At 66.9% G+C, this 23,504-nt stretch carries 23 protein-coding genes; 8 read left to right on the forward strand and 15 right to left on the reverse strand.

Going from position 1 to position 23,504, the window contains the following annotated elements; translation table 11 throughout:
* The 5 genes from paaD to QM693_RS03020 all read left to right on the forward strand — a co-directional run bounded on the left by paaD (position 1) and on the right by QM693_RS03020 (position 5,404).
* Positions 1-510, forward strand: a complete 510-nt coding sequence (paaD, locus tag QM693_RS03000; protein WP_283351335.1) for a 1,2-phenylacetyl-CoA epoxidase subunit PaaD — start codon at positions 1-3, stop codon at positions 508-510.
* Between the two features lie 2 nt (positions 511-512).
* Positions 513-1,610, forward strand: a complete 1,098-nt coding sequence (gene paaE / locus QM693_RS03005) for a 1,2-phenylacetyl-CoA epoxidase subunit PaaE (protein ID WP_283351336.1) — start codon at positions 513-515, stop codon at positions 1,608-1,610.
* Positions 1,611-1,642: 32 nt separating this feature from the next.
* Positions 1,643-2,941 (forward strand): phenylacetate--CoA ligase PaaK, encoded by a 1,299-nt coding sequence (paaK, locus tag QM693_RS03010; protein WP_283351337.1) that lies wholly within the window; start codon positions 1,643-1,645, stop codon positions 2,939-2,941.
* 11 nt (positions 2,942-2,952) lie between these two features.
* Entirely contained in the window at positions 2,953-3,912 is a 960-nt protein-coding gene (locus tag QM693_RS03015) for an AraC-like ligand-binding domain-containing protein (RefSeq protein ID WP_283351338.1), read from the forward strand.
* Positions 3,913-3,982: 70 nt separating this feature from the next.
* A complete protein-coding gene (locus tag QM693_RS03020; protein ID WP_283351339.1) occupies positions 3,983-5,404 on the forward strand; it encodes an amidase in 1,422 nt (473 codons plus the stop codon).
* 16 nt (positions 5,405-5,420) lie between these two features.
* Here the strand turns inward: QM693_RS03020 and QM693_RS03025 are convergent, their stop codons facing one another.
* The 4 genes from QM693_RS03025 to hpaC are packed head-to-tail and all read right to left on the reverse strand — an operon-like array spanning position 5,421 to position 9,140.
* Complete coding sequence (locus QM693_RS03025; protein ID WP_283351340.1) at positions 5,421-6,698, reverse strand: amidase; 1,278 nt, start codon at positions 6,696-6,698, stop codon at positions 5,421-5,423.
* Positions 6,695-8,245, reverse strand: coding sequence for a solute symporter family protein (locus QM693_RS03030; RefSeq protein ID WP_283351341.1), 1,551 nt, complete (start codon positions 8,243-8,245; stop codon positions 6,695-6,697). Before QM693_RS03030 ends, QM693_RS03025 begins: the two co-directional genes overlap by 4 nt.
* A gap of 5 nt (positions 8,246-8,250) precedes the next feature.
* Positions 8,251-8,544, reverse strand: a complete 294-nt coding sequence (locus QM693_RS03035; RefSeq protein ID WP_283351342.1) for a DUF485 domain-containing protein — start codon at positions 8,542-8,544, stop codon at positions 8,251-8,253.
* Between the two features lie 2 nt (positions 8,545-8,546).
* The gene (hpaC, locus tag QM693_RS03040; RefSeq protein ID WP_164063966.1) at positions 8,547-9,140 is read right to left on the reverse strand and encodes a 4-hydroxyphenylacetate 3-monooxygenase, reductase component; all 594 of its coding nucleotides are present in this window, start codon (positions 9,138-9,140) and stop codon (positions 8,547-8,549) included.
* Between the two features lie 223 nt (positions 9,141-9,363).
* On the opposite strand from hpaC, the gene QM693_RS03045 reads away from it, so the two are divergent.
* Entirely contained in the window at positions 9,364-9,984 is a 621-nt protein-coding gene (locus QM693_RS03045) for a response regulator transcription factor (RefSeq protein WP_011595535.1), read from the forward strand.
* A gap of 15 nt (positions 9,985-9,999) precedes the next feature.
* Here QM693_RS03045 and QM693_RS03050 read toward each other — a convergent pair whose 3' ends face one another.
* The 7 genes from QM693_RS03050 to QM693_RS03080 are packed head-to-tail and all read right to left on the reverse strand — an operon-like array spanning position 10,000 to position 15,628.
* On the reverse strand, positions 10,000-10,959 hold the full coding sequence (locus tag QM693_RS03050) for a PDR/VanB family oxidoreductase (RefSeq protein ID WP_283351343.1): 960 nt from the start codon (positions 10,957-10,959) through the stop codon (positions 10,000-10,002).
* Between the two features lie 46 nt (positions 10,960-11,005).
* The gene (locus tag QM693_RS03055; protein ID WP_283351344.1) at positions 11,006-11,746 is read right to left on the reverse strand and encodes an SDR family NAD(P)-dependent oxidoreductase; all 741 of its coding nucleotides are present in this window, start codon (positions 11,744-11,746) and stop codon (positions 11,006-11,008) included.
* Positions 11,747-11,787: 41 nt separating this feature from the next.
* Positions 11,788-12,291 (reverse strand): aromatic-ring-hydroxylating dioxygenase subunit beta, encoded by a 504-nt coding sequence (locus QM693_RS03060; protein WP_283351345.1) that lies wholly within the window; start codon positions 12,289-12,291, stop codon positions 11,788-11,790.
* Positions 12,281-13,555, reverse strand: a complete 1,275-nt coding sequence (locus tag QM693_RS03065) for an aromatic ring-hydroxylating oxygenase subunit alpha (protein WP_283351346.1) — start codon at positions 13,553-13,555, stop codon at positions 12,281-12,283. The genes QM693_RS03060 and QM693_RS03065 overlap by 11 nt, the downstream gene beginning before the upstream one ends.
* Entirely contained in the window at positions 13,555-14,055 is a 501-nt protein-coding gene (locus QM693_RS03070; protein WP_283351347.1) for a nuclear transport factor 2 family protein, read from the reverse strand. Before QM693_RS03070 ends, QM693_RS03065 begins: the two co-directional genes overlap by 1 nt.
* Before the next feature lie 5 nt (positions 14,056-14,060).
* Complete coding sequence (locus QM693_RS03075; protein ID WP_283351348.1) at positions 14,061-14,438, reverse strand: hypothetical protein; 378 nt, start codon at positions 14,436-14,438, stop codon at positions 14,061-14,063.
* A 29-nt stretch (positions 14,439-14,467) separates the two neighbouring features.
* Positions 14,468-15,628 (reverse strand): acyl-CoA dehydrogenase family protein, encoded by a 1,161-nt coding sequence (locus QM693_RS03080; protein ID WP_283351349.1) that lies wholly within the window; start codon positions 15,626-15,628, stop codon positions 14,468-14,470.
* Positions 15,629-15,826: 198 nt separating this feature from the next.
* Here QM693_RS03080 and QM693_RS03085 point away from each other — a divergent pair, with 198 nt between their 5' ends.
* Together QM693_RS03085 and QM693_RS03090 are read left to right on the forward strand one after the other, a co-directional pair.
* Positions 15,827-17,332: a PAS domain-containing sensor histidine kinase gene (locus QM693_RS03085; protein WP_283351350.1), complete on the forward strand. Its 1,506-nt coding sequence runs from the start codon at positions 15,827-15,829 to the stop codon at positions 17,330-17,332.
* Positions 17,333-17,430: 98 nt separating this feature from the next.
* Positions 17,431-17,700: a hypothetical protein gene (locus QM693_RS03090; protein ID WP_280781189.1), complete on the forward strand. Its 270-nt coding sequence runs from the start codon at positions 17,431-17,433 to the stop codon at positions 17,698-17,700.
* Positions 17,701-17,780: 80 nt separating this feature from the next.
* Here QM693_RS03090 and QM693_RS03095 read toward each other — a convergent pair whose 3' ends face one another.
* Genes QM693_RS03095 through QM693_RS03110 form a run of 4 tightly spaced genes read right to left on the reverse strand, consistent with a single transcriptional unit; the run spans position 17,781 to position 23,438 of the window.
* The gene (locus QM693_RS03095) at positions 17,781-19,490 is read right to left on the reverse strand and encodes an amidohydrolase (RefSeq protein WP_283351351.1); all 1,710 of its coding nucleotides are present in this window, start codon (positions 19,488-19,490) and stop codon (positions 17,781-17,783) included.
* A gap of 33 nt (positions 19,491-19,523) precedes the next feature.
* A complete protein-coding gene (locus QM693_RS03100) occupies positions 19,524-20,039 on the reverse strand; it encodes a DUF5134 domain-containing protein (protein ID WP_283332135.1) in 516 nt (171 codons plus the stop codon).
* An 8-nt stretch (positions 20,040-20,047) separates the two neighbouring features.
* Entirely contained in the window at positions 20,048-21,487 is a 1,440-nt protein-coding gene (locus QM693_RS03105) for an APC family permease (RefSeq protein ID WP_283351352.1), read from the reverse strand.
* Complete coding sequence (locus QM693_RS03110; protein WP_283351353.1) at positions 21,480-23,438, reverse strand: primary-amine oxidase; 1,959 nt, start codon at positions 23,436-23,438, stop codon at positions 21,480-21,482. Before QM693_RS03110 ends, QM693_RS03105 begins: the two co-directional genes overlap by 8 nt.
* Between the last annotated feature and the right edge of the window lie 66 nt (positions 23,439-23,504).

The raw sequence follows: 23,504 nt of genomic DNA on the forward strand, positions 1-23,504 counted from the left end.
ATGACCACCGCCGTGCGCAGCGACGCCCGTCGCCTCGCCGAATCCGTGCTCGACCCCGAGATGCCGATGCTCACGCTCGCCGATCTCGGTGTGCTGCGCGACGTCGAGGAATACGCCGACGGGTCGGTGGTCGTGACCATCACCCCCACCTATTCCGGTTGCCCCGCCATGGCCACCATGCGGGACGACATCGAGCACACCCTGCAGGACGCCGGGTTCGGCAGCGTCGAGGTCAGGACCGTCCTGTCGCCGCCGTGGAGCACGGACTGGATCAGCGAGAACGGGCTGCGCACGCTCCGCGAGAACGGCTACTCGACACCCGGTCCCGCGCCGCGGCGCACTTCGGGTCCGGTGCCGTTGACGCTCACCGTCAAGCCGCGACCCGTGGCATGCCCCAAGTGCCACTCGGCGAACACCCGGCTCGACTCGGAATTCGGGGCGACGCTGTGCAAGGCGCTCTACCGGTGCCTGGACTGCCTCGAGCCCTTCGATCACGTGAAGGAAATCTGACCATGACCACAGCGGTCTCCCCGACACCCGGCGCGGCGTTGCGCAACAGGGCGTTTCACACCCTCACCGTCGCCGACGTCGAATCCCTGTGCGACGACGCGGTCGCGGTCACGTTCGACGTGCCGGCCGAGCTCGCCGACGAGTTCGTGTTCGGTCCCGGACAGTCGCTCACGCTGCGGCGGACGATCGACGGCGTCGAACACCGCCGCTCGTACTCCATCTGCGCGCCTTCCGGTTCCGCGCCGCGGGTCGGTGTGCGGGAGGTGTCCGACGGTCTGTTCTCGACGTGGCTCGTGCACGACGTCCGCCCCGGCGACCGGATCGAGGTGCAGGGCCCGAGCGGAACGTTCGTCGCCGACCCCGCGGCCGGCGGTCGCCACGTGCTGATCGCCGCCGGATCGGGCATCACGCCGATGCTGTCGATCGCCGCATCGATGCTGGCGAACCCCGAGGCCGAAGTCGTTCTCCTGTACGGCAACCGGCGCACCCGCTCGGTGATGTTCGCCGAGGAGATCGCCGACCTCAAGGACACGTACGGGTCGCGCTTCGACATCATCCATGTTCTGTCCCGCGAGCCCCGCGAGGTCGAACTGTTCACCGGCCGTCTCGACGCCGACCGGCTCCGGGCCATCTTCGACGCCGTGGTCCCGGTGGCCGATATCGATCACTTCTGGCTGTGCGGCCCGTACGGCATGGTCACCGACGCCGAGACCGTTCTCGGCGACTTGCAGATCGACAAGGGCCGCGTGCATCACGAGCTGTTCTTCGTCGACGACGTGCCCCCGCCGATGGAAACCCACCGCGAGCCCGGCGTCACCGGGCCGAGCAGTGAGGTGACGGTTGTCCTGGACGGTCGCTCGACCACCGCGACGCTGCCGCGGGACGAGTCGATCCTCGATGCCGCCGAGAAGTACCGTTCGGACCTTCCGTTCGCCTGTAAGGGCGGCGTCTGCGGAACGTGCCGCGCCAAGATCACGTGCGGTGACGTGGACATGCGCCGCAACTACGCGCTCGAGGACTACGAGGTCGACTCCGGCTTCGTGCTGACGTGCCAGACCTTCCCGGTCAGCGACAGCGTGACCGTCGATTTCGACGCCTGACCATACCCAGCCCGCACACCCCGGAGACTAGAATGACCAGTATCGCCGCCCCCTCGCAGGATATCGAGTTCGCCACGCGCGACCGGATCTCATCGCTGCAACTCGAACGCCTGCAGTGGTCACTTCTCCACGCGTACAGCAACGTTCCGCATTACCGGAAGGCGTTCGACGACGCCGGTGTGCACCCGAGCGACCTGAAGGACCTGTCCGATCTGGCGAAGTTCCCGTTCACGGCGAAGGCGGATCTGCGGGCGAACTATCCGTTCGGGATGTTCGCGGTGCCGCAGGAGAAGGTTTCGCGCATCCACGCGTCGTCCGGGACCACCGGGCGCCCGACGGTCGTCGGGTACACCACGGGCGACCTGAACAACTGGGCCGATCTGGTCGCGCGGAGCCTGCGGGCGGGTGGGGTGAAGCCGACGGACAAGGTGCACGTCGCGTACGGGTACGGCCTGTTCACCGGTGGCCTCGGGGCGCACTACGGTGCCGAGCGGCTGGGCTGCACGGTGATCCCGATGTCCGGTGGCATGACGGACCGACAGATTCAGCTGATCGAGGACTTCGAACCCGACGCGATCATGGTGACCCCGTCGTACATGCTCACGATCGTCGACGCGATGATCAAGAAGGGCATCGACCCGGCGAAGACGTCGCTGCGGACCGGTGTGTTCGGGGCGGAGCCGTGGACCGAGGAGATGCGCACCGAACTCGAGAAGCAACTGAACATGGACGCCGTCGACATCTACGGACTGTCCGAGGTGATGGGCCCGGGTGTCGCGATGGAATGCGTCGAGACCAAGGACGGCCTGCACATCTGGGAAGACCACTTCTACCCGGAGATCATCGACCCGGTCACCGGGGAGGTGCTGCCCGACGGTGAGGAGGGCGAACTCGTCTTCACGTCGCTGACCAAGGAGGCGATGCCGATCATCCGGTACCGCACCCGCGACCTCACCCGGCTGCTGCCGGGGACGGCGCGGTCGGTGCGGCGGATGCAGAAGGTCACCGGGCGCACCGACGACATGATCATCCTGCGCGGGGTGAACCTCTTCCCCACCCAGATCGAGGAACTGATCCTCGCCGTGCCGGCGCTGGCACCCCAGTTCCAGTGCATCCTGGACCGCCCGGGCCGCATGGACGAGCTGACCGTGCGGGTGGAATCGCGTCCGGATGCCGTGACCGACGACCACGCGTGGGCCGCGGGTGAACTGCAGAAGCTGGTGAAGAATAGGATCGGCGTGAGCGTGAAGGTCGACGTCGTCGCTCCCGGCGACCTCGAACGCTCACTCGGTAAGGCACGTCGACTGATCGACAACCGCTCCGCTCAGTGAGGTGATCGAAGGTGCGTCTCGGTGGTGGGCCCGCGCGTGACGACGGGCAGTTCGAGCACTGGCGTCAGGCCGTCTCCACGGCATTCGTCCCGCTCGCCGTGGTGTCCACGGCGGAGGACGGACCGGGGCGCTTCACCGGGACCCTGCGCACCACCGCGCTCGGCGGGTTGCAGCTCAGCGAGGTCGGGGGACACGCGGTCGACGTCCGCCGGACCCGCACGTCGATCAAGCGGTCCGACCCCGGCCTGGTGAAGGTGGGCCTGCAACTGTCGGGCAGCGGCGTCATCGTCCAGGACGACCGCGAGGCCGTGCTCGGGCCCGGCGACTTCGCCGTCTACGACACCAGCAAGCCGTACGACCTGCACTTCGCGGGCGACTTCAGCATGTTCGTGCTGATGTTTCCCCGCGAACTACTGCGCATCGCCTCGCGGGAACTGGGCACCGTGTCGGCGCGCCGCATCCAGGGCAGCACCGGCATGGGCGCGCTCGTCTCTCCGTTCCTGACGAACCTCCACCACTCCGTCGTCACCGGCACCATGCCGACGACGCCCCTCGTGGAGGACGCGGTGCTCGACCTGCTCAGTGCCGCGGTGCAATCGGAGGCGCCCGCCGACGCCACCGCTCCCGGCGCGTCGTTGCTGCTACGGGTGAGGTCATTCATCGACGCGCACCTGCACGACCCCACGCTCGACACCGCCACGGTGGCGTCCCACCACCACGTGTCGACCCGGCACCTGCAGAAGATGTTCGAGGCGGACGGACACACGGTGGCCGGATGGATCCGTTACCGCAGGCTCGAGAAGTGCCGCCGCGATCTCAAGGACGTCCGATTCCGCGGCGACAGCATCGGAACCATCTGTGCCCGATACGGTCTCGTCAACTCGTCGCACTTCTCGCGGCTGTTCAAGGAGACGTACGGGGTCTCGCCGCGCGCCTTCCGCGAACAGGAACTGCTGTCGATCACCGTGTGACGGCGGCAGAAATTCGCTCGCGCCGCACGGCCCTCCGGGTCACACTGAATCGGTCGTCGCGACCTGAGGAGTGGGACCGCTGGAACTGCACGAGTACACCGGGCTCGACGCCGTCGGTCTGAGTGAGCTGATCCGGGCCGGTGAGGTGACGGCGACGGAGGTCGAAGCCGTTGCGCGCGTCGCGATCGCGCAGGCCGATGCGGACCTCGGTGCACTGACGGTGCCGATGTTCGATCCGGCCCTCGACCACCGGTCCGACGGGCCACTGGCGGGGGTGCCGTTCGTCATCAAGGACAGCGGCCCGTTCGCGAAGGGGGTGCCGTTCACGCTCGGTAGCCGCAGCATCCGCGGCGCGGTCGCCGGTGTGGATCACGAACTGATGTCCCGGTTCCGGTCGGCCGGACTGGTGGCGCTGGGGCAGACGACGGCGCCGGAGTTCGGGCTGAACTTCGCGACGGAGTCGGTGCGGTACGGGCCGACGCGCAATCCGTGGGCGCTCGATCGGGGAACCGGCGGGTCGAGTGGCGGATCCGCCGCGCTCGTCGCGGCCGGGGCGGTTCCGCTGGCGCACGGCAACGACGGCGCCGGTTCGCTACGGGTGCCGGCCTCGTGCTGTGGGCTCGTCGGCCTGAAACCGAGCCGCGGCCGAATCCCCTGCGGCCCACTGGTCGGCGAGGCCGGGTTCGGGCACATCTACGAGTTCGCCCTCACCCGAACCATCCGCGACACGGCCCATCTGCTGGACGCCGTCGCCGCCCCGCCGGTCGGTGAAAAGTACACCGCCCCGGCGCCGTCCGGTCGCTACGCCGACACGATGCGCGCCGATCCCGGCCGTCTGCGGGTGGCCCTGACAACCGAACCGTGGGGCGGGAGTTCGGTCGAGACGCAGGTATCGGCGGCCACGGTCGCCGCCGGCACGATCCTCGAATGGATCGGCCACACCGTGACCGAGACGCGCCCGCACTTCGACGCGGAGGACGTCGTCGAGGCGTCGACACTCACTGCGATCGCCACGGGCGCGGCGATCCTGCGCGCTCCACGCAGGCCCGATCCCGCTCTGCTCGAAGCGGTCTCGCGGACAGTGCTGCAGGAGACCCAGGCGTTCACCGCGCTCGACGTCGCGGCAGCACTCGGCGCGCAACACCGGGTCACCCGGTCGATCGGGCTGTTCTTCACCCGATTCGATCTGCTGGTGACCCCGACCGTCGCCTGGCTGCCGGTGCCGCACGGCACCCTCGACTACGACGACTCCCGGCACAGTGTGCGCTCGTGGCTACGCCGCATCTTCGAGTTCGGACCGTTCACGGCACCGTTCAACGTGTCCGGGAATCCCGCGATCAGCCTGCCGCTCGCGCTGAGCAGGGAGGGCCTCCCCATCGGCGTCCAGCTCGTCGCGGCCACCGGCAGAGAAGATCTGCTGCTGCAGGTGGCCGCGCAGTTGGAGCAGGCTGCGCCGTGGAAGGATCGCCAACCGTCGATCTTCGTCGACTGACGATCTTCTGTCGTTGTCAGAGCACGGATTCCAGCCATGCGGCCGTTTCGAACAGGCGTTGCTCCGCGCCGGGACGTCCGATCAGCTGCAATCCGAGGGGAAGCCCTGCGCTGTCGCGCTTCCCGGGGATCGTGACCACCGGCAGACCCATGGCCTGCCACGGCCGACTGAGCAGGGGCGTGCCCGTCGCGTCGTGCCCGGGTGGAGCGGCGCCGAGCGCCGCGGGCCCGAGGATGGCTTCGTCCTCGTCCAACGCCGCGAGCAGCAGCTGTCGGGTCTCGCTGATTCCGGCGAGGGCGGCGCGGTAGTCCGCGTCGGTGGTCGCTGCCCCCGCGGCGAACAGTTCGGCGAGGGCCGCGCTGATTCTGTCGGTCTGCGCGGCCTCGGCGGCGCGTTCTCTGGCCGCCTCGTACGCCATCACCGTGTGGTGGTGTTCCGTCAGCGCCACGATCGTTGCGGCGGCGTCCAACTCACGGCACCCGATCCCCGCCGACGCGGCGGAATCGGCGGTCGTCCTGAGCGCCGCCGTCATCCCTCGGGACACCTCGCCGAGCTCGAACCCACTCCACAGGCGAAGCCGGCTCGGCGCGGAAGGCACGAGGACGGGTGCCCGCGTGCCGTCGCGCAGCGCCGTCCACGCGAAGTGGAGATCGGGCACAGTTCGCGCCAGCAGCCCGACCGTGTCGAGACTGGGACTCAATCCGGTGATGCCCGCGGTCGGAAGTTCGCCGTGGGCGGTGACGAAACCTGCGACTCCGCAGAACGACGCCGGCCTCGTCAGCGACCCCGCGGTCTGCGTGCCGAACGCCAGCGGCACCATGCCTACGGCCACCGCTGCCGCCGAGCCGCTCGACGACCCGCCGGGCGTGTGACCCAGGGCGCGGGGGTTGCGGGTCGGGCCGGGCGTGAAATACCCGAACTCGGTGGTGACGGTCTTGCCGAACGGGAGCGCGCCGAGTGCGCGCGACCGCGCCACACAGTCGGCGTCCGTCGTCACCGGGTCCGTACTCCGCAGTTCACTGCCGCAGCGCGTCGGCATCCCGGCGACGTCGATGAGATCCTTGACGCCGACGGGCACGCCCCAGAGCGCGGCGTCCGGGCCGCCGTCCTGGATCCGGGCGGCCGCGGACCGCACCGCGTCGGCGTCGAGGTGGGCCCAGGCATAGATTTCCGGCTCGAGGTCCGCGATCCGTGCGAGTGCCGCCTCCGCCACGTCGATGGGCGTCGTCGCGCCCGTCGCCAGCTGCTCCGCCAGGTCCCGGAGTGGGCTCGGTGACTGTAGTTCCGTCTTCATTGCGTCGCCACCATCGTGTCGTCGTTCGTCGTCTCGGTCTGCCCGGTGAGCGCTCGGGTGCGCATCACCGAGAAGAGGCGATCTGCTCGCACTTTCGTCTCCCCGGACGGCGCCGACACCAGCGCGACGATGATGGACACCGCCAGCGAGAGGGGTGCCACGGCGAGTGCCGGGTTCGAGAATCCGAGAATGGAGTCCGGTCCCTGCACGACCGGGCTGAGCAGGATGACGGTGACCGACAGGACGAGCCCGACCACGATGCCGGAGATGACGGCACGCGCCGTCATGCGCTTCCAATACATGGTCAGAAGCAGTGCCGGCAGGTTCGCACATGCTGCGATGGACATGCCCAGTGACGCGAGGAACGCGACGTTCTGCTTCTGCGCCGCGAATGCGATGGCGACACCGATGACGCAGGTGGCCACCGTCGCGACACGGGCTGCGCGGTGCTGAGCCTTCGCCGACACCGATCCGTTCCTGATCACCTGCCCGTACAGGTCGTGTGCGATCGCACCGGAGGTGGCGATCACCAGGCCGGACAGTGCGGCCAGAATGGTCACGAACGCCACGGCCGCGACGAACGCCAGCAGGACTCCGCCGCCGACTGTCTCGGCGAGCTGCGCGACCGCGAGGTTGCCGCCCCGATTCTCGGACTTGATCACCTCGACACCGACCAGCTTGGCGGCACCGTAGCCGAGCACGGGGACCAGCAGGTAGAAGGCGAAGAAGATCCAGATCGCCGTGTAGGCGGACGTTCTCGCCTGCTTCGCGTCCGGAACGGTGAGGAATCGGATCATGACGTGCGGCAGGCCGAGCACGCCGAGGACGAGCCCGACCGTCTGCGACAACTGATCGAACGACGCGGCACCGGACGTGCGCTGCGGCGCGACGAACGATTGCCCGAACTCGGCGAGCGCGGTGCTGAACGGGCCGAAGGGGTTGAAATCGAACCGCACCAGCACGAGAACGAACAGCACGACGGCGCAGACCATGAGAAGACCGGTCTTGATGATCTGGATCCAGCTGGTGGCGAGCATTCCGCCCACCAGTGTGTATGCGGTGGTGAGTGTTCCGATGATCAACACGGCCACGGCGTAGTCGAGGTCGAACAGCAACGACACCAGAAGCGCGGCACCGACCAGCTGCGACACGAGATAGACCACGCTGATCACCACCGTGCTGATCGCCATCATCGACCGCACGTCCTTGCCGGGGAACCGGGTGGCGAGGACATCCGCCAGCGTGAAGCGGCCGAGGTTGCGCAGGGGTTCCGCGATCAGCAGCATCGCGAGGACGAACGCGACGGGCACGAAGACCGCGAGGTAGAACCCGTTGAAACCGGTCAGGGCGATCGCACCGGTGACTCCGAGAAACGAGGCGGCAGAGATGAAGTCGCCGGCGATGGCGACACCGTTCTGCCTGCCGGTGAGGCTGCCGCCAGCAACGTAGTGATCGGCGGCGGACTTGTTCCTCTTGGAAGCCCACGCGGTGATCATCAGAGTGACGGCAACGAGGGCCGCGAAGAGCGATGCGGAGACGAGGTTCATGGCTGTTATCCTTTCGCCCGCGAGGCGGTCCGGGAGTCGAGTTCGGCTGCCCGCGCCATGTAGTACCGGGCCACGACGATGGCGACGACGAATTGCGCGACCTCGTAGAGCCACGCCACGGTGACACCGCTGAAGACGACGCCGTCCAGCAGCGAGGTGAACCCACCGAGGATCGGCAGGGGCAGGAATAGTGCGAGGACCAGGGCGCTGAGACGAAACGTCAAGGCGGCGCGCGTGTCTGCGAGCGCCTGCAGGTCGGAATTCTGTGGGACTTGTTCGGGCGGTGACGGGGTGACCATGGCTATTTACCTCCGGCTGCGGCGGGAACGAGGGTGGGCGTCACGGTGATCGGATCGGACCATTCGTCGTAGAACAGCCAGTCGGGGGACTCGACCGGAACCGACAAACGGTGGAATTTGCGTTGGAAGTAGACGAGGCTGTCGCCGTGTTCGCGCGTCTGCACGCGGTCCAGTTCGATGAACATCACCGAATGTGATCCCACGGTCTTGCTGTCCGCGATCCGGCCGGCGAGCACCACGTGGGCGGCGCGCAGGATCGGAACACCGTCGTCGGTGTCTTCCTCCCAGATGTCCCACTCGAACCGGTCCGCCATCGCGACTTGGGTTGCGCCCGCGAAATGCATGGCCAGCTCTTCGTCGTCGCCGGAGAGCACGTTGATGCCGACTCGGCCGTTGTTCTGGAATACGTTGTGCATGGCGCTGTTCTGATTCACGCACACGAGTGCGGTGGGCGGGGAGTCGGTGACCGAGCAGACGGCGGTCACCGTCATTCCGCAGCGCCCGGCAGGGCCGTCGGTCGTCACGATGTTGACCGCGGCCGGCAGATTCGCCATGGCGGTGCGGAAGCTCGATTGCATTGTTGTGAGTTCGGGCATTTCGTCTCCATGAGTTGGAACAGGAAGTCGTGTCACCACGTTGCGCCGGCGTTCCTGCAAGAAGGATATGACGCGCGTCGTGCGCTGGAACATTGGCGGCGACGCTACTTTCTCGCAGTAAGTCGCGTATCCGAGTAGGGGATTCCTTCAGTTGCCTACCGCTTCCGTTACGGTCGGTGTTGACTGGACGAGGAAGCAAGCCATCTGTGCGAGGCAGGATTCGATGGATCAGCAGGAAACACGGGTATACATCGTCGACGACGATCAGGAGTTGTGCGCATCGCTTGCGTGGCTACTCGATTCGGTCAACATCACGTCGGAGTACTACTTCTCGGTGCAGTCGTTCCTGGACGAGTACCGCCGCGACATCCCGGCCTGCCTCGTGCTGGATGTCCGGATGCCGGAAGTCGGGGGATTCCAGCTCCAGGAGGCACTCCTCGCCGACGAATCCCCGATCCCGATCATCTTCGTGTCGGCACACGGTGACATCAAGATGTCGGTGCGGGCACTGCAGCGGGGTGCGCTGACGTTCATCGAGAAGCCCTACGATCCGCAGCACATGCTCGACGTGATTCAGGATGCGCTCCGGGTCGCGCGTCAACGATTCGGCGAGCGACGCAACAGAACGGAACTGCAGGGCCGGATAGACACGCTGACGGTGCGCGAAAGGGAAATTCTCGCACTCGTCCTCGACGGATTGCCCAGCAAGAACATCGCCAAGGAGCTGGGTATCAGCGTGAAGACGGTCGACGTGCATCGCACCCGTATCAAGGAAAAGACCGGAGCAGAAAGCATCGCCGTTCTCGTCCGCGATATTCTGCAGGCCGGAATTGCCGTGACCTGAAATTATTCGGCAGTTTCAGGGAAGTTCGACGACGAGCCGCCCGGATTTCGCGCGCGACACACACGCGGCAATTCTGTCTCCCGCCTTTCTCTCACTCTTGGTCAGGCAATTGTCGCGGTGGTCGGGTTCGCCCTCCAATACGTCCAGGACGCACGTGCCGCAGATACCTTCCCTGCAGGACGTGTCGATCTCGATGTCGTTCTCTTCGAGTACGTCGGCGATGGATTTCCCGGCAGGCACCTCGAACACCTCGCCCGTGTCGAGTTCCACCTCGAACGCCGTGTCCGAACCGGTCGCTGTAGGTGTCGCCGCCTCGAAGTGTTCGAAATGGACCGCGTCCTCACCGACGGCGGGTTCCGCCAGTCCGCGCACCCGATCCATGAAACCTTCGGGGCCGCAGGTGTAGACGTGGGTGTCGGCCGATGCGTCCGCCAGGATCTTCTCGAGGGCCGACAACTGATCGTCCCTCGTCAGGCCGAAGTGCAGGTGCACGTCACGGCGGAAATCGGCACTCTCCAGCAGTTCGACGAACGCGGCCTGCGCCCTCGTCCGCGCGAAGTAGTGCAGGTCGAACTGCTGCCCCCGCCGATGCAACGCGAACGCCAGACTCAGCATCGGGGTCAACCCGATCCCCGCCGCGACGAGGATGTGCCGATCCGCACCCTCGGCGAGCGCGAGCAAAGTGCGGGGCCGGCTGATCTGCAACTCGCTGCCGACCCTCACACGATCGTGTAGCGCGGCCGAGCCACCGCGCGGGCCGGTCTCGCGTTTGACGGCGACAACGTACGATTCGGACTCGTGCGGCGGGCTGCACAGTGAGTACTGGGTGAGGACCTCGGTGGGACCGAGGATGTCGATGTGGGCGCCCGCCGGGTACGGGTCGAACGGTGACCCGTCCGTCCGAACAAGCCGGAACGACTTGATATCCGGCGTTTCCTCGACAATGTCCGCGACAGTGACAGTGAACATGCTCATGGTGATTCTTCCTCCGGTGCTGCGACCCGTCGCCCGCGGGCGGGGGTCAGCGCATGTACAGGCCGCCGTTGACGTCCCAGCAGGCACCCGTGACCGACGCGGCCGTCGGCGACGCGAGCAGGGCAACGGTCTCGGCAATGAAATCGGGCGAGCCCAGGGTGCCCACCGGAATCGTGGTGAGGATGGCGGCCAGCTTGTCCGCGGGCACCGTCTCGCGCACGACCGGCAGGTCCAGCGGCCCGGGGGAGACGGCGTTCACCGTGACACCCGACGGGGCGAGTTCGCGTGCGAAGACCTTGGTCAGTGTGCCGACGCCGCCCTTGGCCGCGGCGTAGTGCGCGCCGGTCGCCGTGCCACCGTTCTGCCCCGCCAGCGACGCGATGTTGACGATTCTGCCGTATCGCTTCTCGGCGAAGTAGCTTCCGAACACCTGGCAGCCGAGAAAGGCCCCGTTGAGGTTGATCTCGACGATGTCGGAGAATTCCTCCGGCGCGATGTCCATCAGCGAGCCCGTCTGCGACCGGCCGGCGTTGTTGACGAGGACGTCGATGCCGCCCCACTCCTGGATCACCCGGTCACGTGCGGCTTCGAAACTTTTCCGCTTCCGAACGTCCAACTCCACGCCGATGGCCGTGTCGCCGTCCGGATCCAGCTCCGCCGCGGTCTCTTTCGCGGCACCGCTGTCGATGTCCGCGACCGCGACGCGGTATCCGCGGTCGTGCAATTGGTGTGCGATCGCGGCACCGAGGCCGCGTCCGCCGCCGGTGACTACTGCGACAGAATCCACGTCGAGCTCCTGTTCGATCGATAAGGTTCGGAAAGTGCTGGTCAGAGCAGGTAGCCGGAGGCGTTGACCGCTGCCTGGGAGTTGACGAGCCGGATGACCTTGAGGTCCAACCGCGGCCCGCTCTCGGTGTAGCGAATGCGGTGCGTGACGTCGGCGGCGAGGGTCTGCTGGTCGTCGCGTTTGAAGCCCACGAGGATCTGCGCGGACCTCACGGTGATCGAGTCCTCGGTCCGTTCCTCGACCGTGAACCGCGAGACGGTGCGGACCGTCCGGGCGGCGGCGAGCGCGGACATCGAGTAGCCGGAGGTCAGACGTTCGAGACGCATGCGCCGCATGCGAGTGTCGTCGTTGACCATGTTCAGCGATCCGTCGAAGTCGTCGGTGTCCGGGTCGATGGGAATGACGTACCGGCCTTCGTCGGTCCAGAGGGCGTCCCACGCCTGGTAGTCCTTGGCGTCGAGGAGTGCCGCTTCGTGCCAGATGAGTTCGATCGCCTGCAGTACCCGGGTGTCGGCGAGTTGGGCGGTCATCAGATCAGTGCTCATCGGTCATCATCCTCTTCCACATTGCGTAGGCCTCGCGCATTCCGGTTTCGTCGGTGACGTGCGAGGTGCGGTGTCCGTCGCTGTCGAGCGCTTCACGATTGAGACCGCGGTTCACCATGATCGGCATTCCGGGTGCGCCGCGGGATCCGCGTTGTACCCGGTCCCAGGCCTCGGAATCGTCGGGGCTGCCGAACCCGAACGGGCCCTGGAAATGTTCGTGGATGCGGAGGCGTTCGCGGTTGACGATCTCCGGTCCGCCGTCCATGCCGAGGGCGATGTGCCGGATCTCGGTCTCGTCGACGGAGATCGGGCGCAGCACCCGGAAGAACGACATCGACATCGCGACGTTGGGGAAGATGTTGAGGTTGAACCCGGCGCCGTGCATGGAGCGGACGATGCGACGGACCTTGTCGGCGGGCATCGTCTTCGACAGCTCTTCGACGATGTGGTCGAAACGCGCCTGAATCTTCTCGGTGCCGTCGTCGTGGTCCAGGTCGACGTGCTCCGGGACCATGATCGCGACGCTGTGGCCGTTTCCGAGAGCGTGGGTGACGGCGTTGTCGTCGGTCATGAAGGAGAGCATGTCGGCGGTCTCGGCGTCGACGGAGGACATCCAGGACCGGTGCACGATCGGGAAGTGGTATCCGTCGGTGGTGTTCTCCAACTGGATCTTCCAGTTTCCGCGGAAACGGAAGCAATGTTCGCCCTGCGTCTTGACTGGGTATCCGGCGCCCTGCTTCATGAACAGGTCCATCCACACCTTCGCGTCGCCGAGGAAATCGTCGAGGGGTTCGACGTCGGGGTTGAAGCTGGCGAAGATCATGCCGGCGTACGACTCCACCCGCAGACTCTGGAGGCGGAGGTCCTTCTTGTCGAGGTCCTCGTCGTAACCGTCGGGGTACGGGATTCCGCGCAGTCGCCCGTCGAGGGCGTACGACCAGCTGTGATAGGGGCAGGTGAACCCGTTCGCCTTGCCCTTGGGGACCTCACAGACGCTGGCCCCGCGGTGGCGGCACCGGTTCAGCAGGACGTTGAAGTTCCCTTTGCGGTCGCGGTTGACGATCACCGGTTGCCGGCCGATGGTCGCCATCTTGTAGCTTCCGGCCTCGGGGATCTCGCTCTCGTGGGCAACCCATACCCAGGTGCGGTAGAAGATTCTCTCGAGTTCCGCCTCGAACATGTCGGGGTCGGTGTACAGCGATCCGTCCACGCGGTCGTCCGTGGCGCGGTCCGCGAAGTTGGTGGGATCCAGCGAAGTGGTCATCACGTTCTCTTTCCATTCGATTCGAGCAGTCGTGTCGCCTCGTCGAGGCGAGTGACGAACAGCTTCTCGGTCGTGAAGTGCTTGATTCGAGCGATACCGCCCCGAACTTCACACTCGGCGGTGATGCGTGCGACGAGCAGTTCGGCCGATCCGTCCTCGTATCGCGACAGCTGCTGCATGATCCACCGCCCCTGCGCCTCGGAGCCGTCCACCTCGATCTGCTCATTGCCGAGCAGGTGCACATTTCCCCGGAAATGGGAGTTCGGTGGAAGGTACGCGGTGAGCATTCCGACGATCTCCGGTCGGCCCCGATGCGTGCCGAACTTGTGCGCGTACTCGGCGCCGATGCCTTCCCACACCGCGTCGGGCGTGAACAGCGAGGCGAGTTCCTCGACCGAAAACGCCACGGAGGGAACATCGCACAGTTCCATGTAACGGCACATCACGCGGTGCACGGCCGCACGGCTCTCGATGCCCTCGGACGCGGTCACAGAGTGCATTGCGCTCACACGCCGAGGTCGACGTCGTCGCGGACGGTGAGCGCACGGCCGATGCGGGCTTCGATCTTCGCGTATCGCCACAGCGTGTACTCGCCGACCGGGGTGGTGCGGAAGAGGTTGCAGACGGCCTTGACGGTCTCCTGGGTGTCGACGTCGGCGAGGATGTAGCAGGTCCACGGCCAGCCGTCCGACGGTCCGACCAGGTGGCTGTCGTCGTCGATGTCGCCGATCACCCGGACGCCCGGTGTCTCGGCCACCGCGTCCATCATCCCGGAGAACGCCTTCCACACCAGCCCGCCCTGGCCGGTCGGGAGGTCGAAGAAGTTCTGGTTGATGCCGATGCAGAACAGGACTCGCAGCGGTGTGGTCTTGGTGTCACTCACGAATGGTCTCCTCGATTGAAACGGGGTGGTCAGATGAAGCCGGGGAACGGCGGGATGTCCATGAGCACCGCACCGGCGCTGTCGTAGATGCCGTCGCCGAGGAAGGCGTGCTGCGGCGGGACCAGGGCCTCGCGCATGTACCGCTGCATCGCGTTGCCGTCGTAGATTGCGCCGGTGCCCGACAACTGGAATGCGGTGTGCACTGCGGAAGCGCCCGCCTTGGCCACGTGCGTCGACGACAGGCGAAGAAGCGCCGCAAGCTTGTCCGGGACGGGGTCGCCGGCGACCACCGTGGCGTACGCCTCGTCGGTGACCTCGTAGAAGAAGGCCCGGGCGGACCTCAGCGTCGCCTCCGCCTTGGCCAGGTCGATGCGGTAGTAGGCGCGATCGGCGAGCTTGGGCGCTCCGGTGATTCCTGTGCGTCCCGCACCGACTTTGATCGCGTAGTCGAGCGCGGCGCGGCCCACTCCGAGATTGACGACGGCCAGGACCTGGGCGGCGTAGGCGATGGAGGGGTAGCGGTAGAGGGGTTCGTCGACGGTGGGGGTTCCGCCCCGGATGAATGTCCAGTCCTCGGGTACGACGACGCCGTCGACCTTCAGTTCGTGGCTTCCGGTACCCGACAGGCCGACCACGTCCCAGTTCTCGACGATCTCGACGTCCGTCGGCCACAGCAGTGCGGTGCGAGGCTTCCCGGCTGTGGAGTCGCCGCCGCGGATTCCGACGCCGAGAATGTCGGCGCCCTTGCATCCGCTGGCGAACTTCCACTGCCCGGTGATCTTCAGACCACCCGGCACCTGTTCGGCGGGTTGCACCGGGAACAGTCCGCCGGCGAAGACGAGGTCGGGGCTGTCCTTGTACAACTCCGCCTGTGTCGCGAGCGGCAGTGCCGCCAGGTAGACGAGGGCGGAGCCGAAGCTGGCGACCCAGCCCGCCGACGCGTCCACCGCGGAGATGCGTTCGATCATCCGCAGAAACTCGCTCGGGGGCAGCGCGTCGCCGCCGAATTGGCGGGGTGTCGCCGCGCGGTAGATGCCGATCTGCTTGAACTCGTCGATCATGTCGCGAGGCACGAACTTCTGGCGAGCGAACTCTTCCCGCCGCAATGCGACGTGCTCGAGGACGTCCTCGAACGACAGCGTCCCGTTCGCGGCGGCGTCCGTCGTGTCGAGGGTCGGTGCGTTGGTCATCAAATACTCCGATCGACGCGAAGTAGAAGGGGTGTGGCGTTTTTCGTGCCGAATTCACGCTATTGCGGTGGCGGGCATCACTCAATCGGTGCTTCCTCCCGAGGACGTGCAGAGATGTCGCCTCGGAGTAAAGGATTTCCCTATCGCGTCCGCGGTCCGTCTGCTCAGTAGACTCGAGATGAGCCGAAGGAGGCCGCATTGTCCGATCTCGCGCCGTCCGACTACGAACGACTCGTCGAGTCCCTTCGCTACTGCGTCCTGGTCCACGATGCGGCCACCAAGGACATCCTCTGGGCGAACCGGGCGGCGTCCGAACTGCTCGAGTTCACGGTCGAAGAACTCAAACCACTCAAAGCGCCCGATATGAGTTCCCCGGCGAAGCGGTACCGCAGGTCGGTGGGACGGCGGTGGCTGCAGGAGGCTGTCGACAACGGGGCGGCGGTCATCGAATGGACGTATCGCGCGAAGAGCGGGCGAGAAGTCCTGACGGAGGCGATCGCGATCCGGGTCGAGTTGAGTGCCCGGACCGTGGTGATGGTGCAGTTCCGCGACATCGAGCAGGAAACGTCGATGCGCCGCGACCTCACCCGCACCGAGGCCGACCTCACCCGTACCGAGGCCCGGCTGGCCGCGTTCCTGCGGAACATGGCCGAAGGAATCCTCGTCCTGGACGACGACAGTCGTATCACGTACGCGAGTGAGGCGGCGTCGGAGCTCCTGAAGGTTCCGGTGGCATCGCTTGTCGGCGAACGCTTCACGGAGTTCTGCCGGGCGGGTCAGTCACGGGAGAGCGTGCGACGCGCCCTGCAACTGACGACCGCCGACGGGGGTTCCCAGAGCCTGCGTTACGAGGTGGAACTGTCAGCCGAGGAGCGCCGGTGGCATGCGGGGAGCTGCCAGCACATCGGTATCGAGAACGATCTGAGCGGCCACCTCCTGCTCTTCCACGATGTCACCGAACACGTCCGCACCGAGCAGGAGCACGAACGGGACTCGCAGTACCTCAATTACCTGGCCCGCTACAACGCGATGGGCGACATGGCGATGGCCATCGCCCACGAGTTGGCCCAGCCGCTCGCGGCCGCCACCAATTTCATCGCCGGAACGCAGAGTCGCCTCGACGACGGCCGGAGCGGTCACGACGAGGTGAGCTGGGGCCTGGGGGAGGCGCGCAAGCAGATCGACCGGGCCAATCAGATCGTCCGGAGTCTGCGTGAATACGTGACACAACTCGAGGAGTCGCAGCAGATCGTCGATCTCAACGACATCGTCGACGAATGCGCATATTTCATCGATATCCGGGCGCGGCAGAAGGGAGTTCACGTCGAGTACCTCCGGGCGCACGACACGGTTGCCGTCGTGTGCGAACGGGTGCTCACCGGGCAGGTCATCCTGAACCTGTGTTTCAACGCCATCGACGAGATGGCGGAATGGCCGGCAGCCGACCGCATCGTGACGGTACGCACCGACATCACCGAGACGGAGGGCGTCGTGAGCGTCGAGGACCACGGCAAGGGGCTCTCGCACATCCCGGACGGCCGAATCTTCGACGGCGCGTTCACCTCGAAGTCCACGGGTCACGGAATCGGGCTCGCGCTGAGCCATCGCATCATCTCCCGCCAGGGCGGGACACTCAGTGCGCGCGAGAACGATCCGCACGGGGCCGTCTTCACGTTCACGTTGCCCGCCGATCCGAACCACTGAGCGGCCGACCCCTACGCGGGTAAAGGTTTCTTGGATTCCGTTGGGCACGATCCGGTTCTAGCGTGGTGGCAAACACCACCGCGGCCCGGAGGTACCTCGTGGACTATTCGCATCATTACCGGACATTCCTGACCTGTTACGCCGACACCCATCGCTACGGGTGGCACCACGTCGACCTCTTCGTGCACGACGAGGACGGCAACGAAGTGAACTGGGTCCACTGGCAGACCCGCGAGGACGGACCGGACGGCGCCGACGCGGCCACCGCGCGCGTCGAACCGAACCTGCGACGGACCACCGACTGGCAACGCGGAATCAGCGCCGACGGGAGCGAGTACTGGATCGCCGAGGCGGCGTGGGCTCAGTGAACCGGCGGATCGGATAGACGCCGAACTGCCGGTTCGCCGACCGAGCGGCGAACCGGCAATTCCGACGTATCGGTACCGGGCTACGCGACGCTTTCGGCGACGCGCTGGAACACGACCTTCCCACCCAGCACGGTGGAGACGACCTGCATTGCCGGGATGTCGTGCGGGTCGATGGTCTCGAGGTCGCCGTCGAGGATGCACAGGTCGGCCACCTTGCCGACCTCGAGTGATCCCTTCCAGTCCTCGGCGAAGTCCTGCCAGGCCGCGTTGATCGTGTAGGTGCGGACGGCGTCGGCGAGGCCGATGCACTGGTCGGGCCCGCTCACCGCGCCGCTGGCCTTGCTCTCGCGCAGGATCATCGTGGAGATGCCCTGACGCCAATCGGGCGGTGTGACCGGTGCATCGGAACTGCTCATCAGGTGCACCCCGGATTCGACGGCACTGCGATACGGCCATTCGTAGGCGGCTCGTTCGGTCCCGACCACCCCGACCTCCAGGTCGGCGATCGTCCACTTGATCGTCGGGTTCATGTTGACGCCGATGCCGTTCTCGGCCAAGCGTTGCAGGGTGGCTTCGCTGATGAAGTCGCCGTGGATCAGGTAGTGCCGGGCATCCTCTCGGGGGTGCGCATTCTGCGCGGCGATGATCGCGTCGGCGACGGTGTCGATGGCACGGTCACCGGTGACGTGCACACCGATCTGGTAGCCGGCCTCGTGGCCGATGCGGACCATCTCGGTCACCTCGTACACCTGACGTTCGTCGGTGTCGCCGCCGACGCAGAGTGAGCCGCAGCCGCCGCCGACGTATTCCTCGTGCATCCACGCGGTCTTGCTCGGCGGGATGCCGTCGGCGAACACCTTCACCCCGAGTACCCGGAACATCCTCGGGTCCACCGATTCCGGAACCTCGATGTTCGCGAGGTTCTGTCCGAAATCCTCCGCGGATCCGGACATTCCGGTGGGCAGGAGGAGAAGGTTGACGCGGGCGCCCAGTTCTCCGCGGCGGGCGAGGTCGGCATACACCGCGAGGCCCTCGGCGCCCATCGCGCCACCGGCGAGGGCCTCGCCGCCGGGGCCGATCGCGGGATCGGTGGAGCTGGTGATGCCCTCGCTCTGCAGGATCGAGATCGCCGAGCGGAGTGCCTCCTCTCGGCGCTCCCGGGTGAGGGCGGGAAGAACACGCTGCACGAGGGCCTGCGCACCCTCCATGACGATGCCGGTCAGCAGGCCGTCCTCGCCGACCGGCATGAGGCTGCCCGGCGGGAGCGGGGTGGTTTCGTCCACCCCGGCGAGCGCCAGCGCCGCGCTGTTCACCCACGACGTGTGCCGCGAGAAGTCCTGCAGGAACACGGGATTGTTCGGGGACACGTCGTCGAGGTCCCAGCGGGTCGGCGTCCGTCCGGCCTCGGCGAGGCACTCGTCGAGATACCCGTCGTCCCAGCCGGTTCCGATGATCCACTCGCCGTCCTCGGCCGCCGCGGCGGCCTCCCGCACGAGTTTACGGACGTCCGCGATCGACCGGACGGCCGGGAACGACACGTCCAGCGACAGCGGCGGAGTGTCGAGCCCGTAGGCGATGGCATGCAGGTGCGAGTCGTTGATTCCCGGGAGGATCGTCTTCCCACCGAGGTCCGTGACCACGGTGTCCGGTCCGATCAGGGTTTCGATCTCCGCATCGCTGCCCACCGCGTGGACGAGTCCGTCACGCACCGCGAGGGCGGTGGCGATCGTGAAGTTCGCGTCGACGGTGAAAACCTTGCCGTGGATGTAGACGGCATCGGCGTAACTCATCGGTTCCTCCAGGTTGCAGTCGTGGGAGAGCTGTCAGACGGCCATGGGGGCCATGCCCAGGATCATCAGTGCGGATCCCGCCGCCGCGGCCCTGACGCCGGAGCGGCGCTCGCGGCGCGGGGTGGAGCGAAAGAGATGCAGTGTCAACAGTGCCCAGCACACGAGCACGAGGAGTGGCAGCCAGCCCGTCGAGATTCCAGCGCCACCGTGGTGGTGGCCCGACGACGCCGACGCGGCCGGGGCGGGGGCGGACGTCGGGGCCAGGAGCAGCAGCACCCCCATGGCGGTGAGGTCCACCGCACAGGGCACGGCGGTCCGGCGGTGCATGGTCTCACCGGTGACGAACACGGCGAGGGCGATGAGGACGGCACCCTCCAGCAGGTGAATCCCCGCCGGCAGGCCGGGGATCATCATCGCGACCATCGACACCGCCATCGCGCCGTGCGCGATCCGCACCCGGCAGTCCGTGCCGTGTGCCCGCCACATCGGCACCATCGCCCCGACGGCTCCGACGAGCATCGCCGCGTGCACGGCAGGGATCTCGAACATCGCCGGACTCAGATCGTGGGGGTGAGTTCGCGACGCTGCCCGACATCCGCCCGGCTCTGCCGGGTGACCCGGGCGACGACCAGACCGGCGACGAAGAACAGCGCGATTACGGCCAGCAGGATGTCCGCGAGCAGTTCCGATCCGCCGATCAGCGTGGTGAAGTTGTCGAGCACCAACCCGGTGACGGCCACCAGGCCCACGCATCCGAGCACCGGAGCGATGCGGGTGTGCCAGAGCCGGGTATCCAGCCGGGTGCGGGCGAAGAACGCGATGATCGCGACGCTGGTGAGCACCATCAGCACCAGGATGCTCACGGTGGCCAGACCCGCCATCCAGGTGAACAATTCCAGCACCGGGTCCGCGCCGACGAGGGCGAACACCCCCACGACCACCGTCGCGGAGATCGTCTGGGCGACCGAGCCGATATGCGGGGAACCGTGCTTGGTGTGGGTGCGGGACAGTGCGCGCGGAGCCGCCCCCTTGCGGGCGAGGGCGAACACGTACCGGGAGATGGCGTTGTGGAAGGCGAGGAGTGCGGCGAACAGGCTGGTGACGAGCATGATGGCCATGACGTCGGCCGCGGGTCCGCCCAGGAAGTGCGCGGCGGCGGCGAACGTCAGACCGGCAGGGTCGGCGGCGGCCGCGGCGGAGACGTTGTCGCTGCCGAACGCGAGCACCACGGCCCAGCTCGCCAGCGCATACACCAGCCCGATGACGATCACGGCGGCGTACGTCGCGATCGGAATCGTGCGCCGGGGGTTGCGGGCCTCCTCGCCGTAGATCGCGGTCGCCTCGAAGCCGATGAACGACGCGATCGCGAACATCAATGCGACACCGGGGGATCCGCTGAAGAACGACGTCGGGGTGAACGATGCGAAGTCGATACCCGCGGCCCCGCCCCGCACCAGCACGCCGAACGACAGCGCCAGGATGATGCCGATCTCGAGCACGAGGAGCACCCCGAGGACCTTGGCGCCGAGGTCGATGCTGCGGTATCCGAGCACGGCCACGAGTGCGATGAGTACGAGCGCCCACATCCACCACGGCAGGTCGGGTCCGCCGTACTGGACCACGAGGCCCTGAATCGTCGCGGCGGCCAGGCCGTACACGGCGGCCTGAATGGCGGTGTAGGTCAGCAGAGCGAGGCCGGCTGCGCCGAGCCCGCAGGACTCGCCCAGCCCCTTGGCGACGTAGGCGTAGAAGGCGCCGGTGTCGACCATGTGGCTGCTCATGGCCGCGTATCCGACGCTGAAGACGAGCAGGACCAGTGCGGCAATGAGATAGGCGGTCGGGGCGCCCGCACCGTTGCCGATCGCGATCATGACGGGCAGAGCGCCGCCGATCGCGGTCAGCGGCGCGGCGGCAGCGATGACGAGAAAGACGATCCCAACGACGCCGATGGATCCGCGTAACTTGCCGGCACCCGAACCCGTGGTGGTGTCAGACATCTGTTCCCCCGTCCGAGTGGCAGCTGCCGCCTCCGGTCGCGCAGTGCTTCGACGTCGTGCGGGGAACGTCGAGAGCGGGGTTGCGGTCGAAGAAGCCGCTGGGCTTCAACGTGAATCCGGTGTAGTCGACGGGCATGATCGGCCAGTCCTCCGGTCGCGGGAAGTGCGTGAGGCCGAACGTGTGCCAGACGACGACGTCCTCGTTCTCCAGATCGCGATCACCGGCGACGAAGCTGGGCAGTCCGGCGCCACCCGCGTGCTGGTTCACGAAATCCCCTGCCGCGTAACGCTCCTTCTCATCGAACTGGGTGACCCACAGGTGCTTGGTGGCGAACGTCGCCCGCGCCGCGATCGAGGAGTCGTCGTCGGCCAGCAGGATCGGCTGACCCTCCGGGTGGAGTGCGTACGCCACCGGCTTGCCCAGACGGTTCAGCTTGTTCGGGTTGCTGATGTGCCACACGCGTCCGACGCTGTTGTCCGCGAGGCGCTGCGCCTCGGATTCCTTCGTCAGCGGCGTGCGCGCGAGGGTGAACGCGTTTCCGTGCAGGTTCCCGGGGCCCATCTTCACCCGCTTGGTCTGCACCTCCTCGACGGAGTTGCGGTCGCCGTCGATCATCATGTCGAGGCGGGCGCTGAACAGGTGCTGGTGGTACGGGGCGCCGAGGCCGGGGGCGATCTCCGAGGCGTACGGGTAGTCGCCGCCCGGGTGACCCGACGTGAAGACGATGCCGGTGGCCTTGACCTCGAATTCGATGGTGCCGTCGAGGTAGAGGTACCAGAAGAATCCGTAGTCGTAGTTGCCGATCGTGGTGAAGAAGGAGATGACGAGACGGCGCTGGCGGCGGGTCTCGGCGGAGCCGGCCCACAGGTCGGTGTGCTTCCACAGCACGCCGAAGTCCTCCTCGTGCATGCACACGGCGTTCTTCAGCGTCTTGGGGGTGCCGAACTCGTCGGCGATGACGGCGTCGAAGTAGGTGATGTCGCCGACGCAGTCGCAGCCGAGTTCGAGGGCATTCGCGTAACGGCCCACCATGTACTCGCCGGTGTCGAAGTAGTTCTGCCACGACCGGACCGGCGAGGGGTCGCCGTAGGGCACCACCATCTCGGCGATGGACGCGCGGTGGATGATGGGGCGCACCCGGTCGCCGTCGGCGAACCCGAGCTGGTGGAGGACGAGACCCTCGCGGGCGTCGAAGCCGACGCGGAACGACCACTTCTCCCAGTCGACGCGGTTGCCGTCGACGACGAAGCTGGGTCCCTCGGGCTGGGTGATCTCGATGGGCTTCTGGGTGGTGCGCAGGGGGCCGGTGACGGCGAGGTCGTCGAAGTTGCCCGACTCCTCGGGGATCGGGACGGCGCCGAGATCGAGAACGTCGGTGACGGTCCGGTTCATGACGTCGACGAATCCGACGAGCCCGTCGATCGGGTGGGCCCAGGCGTGGTCCTTCGGGTGGTCCTGGCGGAACGCGAGCCCCCGGAGGATCCGCGTGCCCGTCTCGCCGGGGTAGTCGAAGACACCGGCCGAGAGGGGAGCGACCCGGACGTCGGCGACGTCGAGTCCGCGGGCGGCGAGCGCGGCGAGCCAGCGTTCGTCGGCGGCCAGCACCTGCTCGACGAGCTCGAACTCCTCGTCCAGGACGGGCATCTGACCGTCACGGGCGGCGTCGAGGGTCACCGAGCTGATCACCGACCGCTGGGTCACCGACACCACGACGTCCACCGCGTTGGGTGACGAGATGTCGTGCAGCAGAACGCGGAATCGGCGATCGGTCTCGGGGTCCTCCGCCGTGTACAGCGTCGACTTGTCCGGTTCCTCGAGGCCGACGTAGACGAATCTCGTCTGCTCGGTCAGCGCGTCGGCGGTCTCGAGGATCTCGCGCAGGGAAGCGATTTCTTCGACGGTCGGCAGCGACAGCGGGTGGTCGATACGCACAGGGGAAAGGGTGGGCATGTCGCGATCCTTTGGTTCTACGGGTGTTGAATAAAAAGCTTAGTGACGTACGTTACAGCCGAGGTG

Origin of the sequence: Rhodococcus sp. IEGM 1305 (assembly GCF_030058635.1) — a bacterium.
GTDB classification, from domain to species: Bacteria; Actinomycetota; Actinomycetes; order Mycobacteriales; family Mycobacteriaceae; genus Rhodococcus_F; species Rhodococcus_F opacus_D.

Coding starts and splice junctions, on each gene's coding strand:
- paaD (WP_283351335.1), top strand. CDS start 1: ATGACCACCGCCGTGCGCAGCGACGCCCGTCGCCTCGCCGAATCCGTG.
- paaE (WP_283351336.1), top strand. CDS start 513: ATGACCACAGCGGTCTCCCCGACACCCGGCGCGGCGTTGCGCAACAGG.
- paaK (WP_283351337.1), top strand. CDS start 1,643: ATGACCAGTATCGCCGCCCCCTCGCAGGATATCGAGTTCGCCACGCGC.
- QM693_RS03025 (WP_283351340.1), bottom strand. CDS start 6,698: ATGAAGACGGAACTACAGTCACCGAGCCCACTCCGGGACCTGGCGGAG.
- QM693_RS03030 (WP_283351341.1), bottom strand. CDS start 8,245: ATGAACCTCGTCTCCGCATCGCTCTTCGCGGCCCTCGTTGCCGTCACT.
- QM693_RS03035 (WP_283351342.1), bottom strand. CDS start 8,544: ATGGTCACCCCGTCACCGCCCGAACAAGTCCCACAGAATTCCGACCTG.
- hpaC (WP_164063966.1), bottom strand. CDS start 9,140: ATGCCCGAACTCACAACAATGCAATCGAGCTTCCGCACCGCCATGGCG.
- QM693_RS03045 (WP_011595535.1), top strand. CDS start 9,364: ATGGATCAGCAGGAAACACGGGTATACATCGTCGACGACGATCAGGAG.
- QM693_RS03050 (WP_283351343.1), bottom strand. CDS start 10,959: ATGAGCATGTTCACTGTCACTGTCGCGGACATTGTCGAGGAAACGCCG.
- QM693_RS03060 (WP_283351345.1), bottom strand. CDS start 12,291: ATGAGCACTGATCTGATGACCGCCCAACTCGCCGACACCCGGGTACTG.
- QM693_RS03065 (WP_283351346.1), bottom strand. CDS start 13,555: ATGACCACTTCGCTGGATCCCACCAACTTCGCGGACCGCGCCACGGAC.
- QM693_RS03070 (WP_283351347.1), bottom strand. CDS start 14,055: ATGCACTCTGTGACCGCGTCCGAGGGCATCGAGAGCCGTGCGGCCGTG.
- QM693_RS03080 (WP_283351349.1), bottom strand. CDS start 15,628: ATGACCAACGCACCGACCCTCGACACGACGGACGCCGCCGCGAACGGG.
- QM693_RS03095 (WP_283351351.1), bottom strand. CDS start 19,490: ATGAGTTACGCCGATGCCGTCTACATCCACGGCAAGGTTTTCACCGTC.
- QM693_RS03100 (WP_283332135.1), bottom strand. CDS start 20,039: ATGTTCGAGATCCCTGCCGTGCACGCGGCGATGCTCGTCGGAGCCGTC.
- QM693_RS03105 (WP_283351352.1), bottom strand. CDS start 21,487: ATGTCTGACACCACCACGGGTTCGGGTGCCGGCAAGTTACGCGGATCC.
- QM693_RS03110 (WP_283351353.1), bottom strand. CDS start 23,438: ATGCCCACCCTTTCCCCTGTGCGTATCGACCACCCGCTGTCGCTGCCG.